Source organism: Bacillus sp. SIMBA_008, from assembly GCF_046535495.1.
Taxonomy (GTDB): Bacteria; Bacillota; Bacilli; order Bacillales; family Bacillaceae; genus Bacillus; species Bacillus subtilis.
On the sequence record NZ_JAWRWL010000734.1, the window covers coordinates 1 to 259 of the forward strand.

The 259-nt window shown below is 58.7% G+C and carries 1 protein-coding gene; it reads left to right on the forward strand.

All coding sequences use genetic code 11. From position 1 onward, the window contains the following. Positions 1-18: 18 nt before the first annotated feature. On the forward strand, positions 19-259 hold a 241-nt coding region (locus SB658_RS25200; protein WP_410603154.1), incomplete at its 3' end, for a DMP19 family protein.

Genomic DNA, 259 nt, shown 5'->3' on the forward strand with positions numbered 1-259 from the left:
GCCGATAATGGCGGCCTCATGGGCGGTGGCATCGAGAACTGTCGGGAGACCGACAGTCTCGGAGCAATTTCGGAAGCGATAGCTGCCTTTCTGTTCTTGGGCCTACCCGCTGTTGCTCAGTTGATAGACCGCGCGCATGCCGAATATGCGCGGATGCGACCCGGCGGAGCATCCTATGCCATTTCAGATGAGGACGAACAGCTCTGGGACGAGCTCGATGAACAGTGGTTCGCTCTGAATGTGACCGGCCAGCTCGATC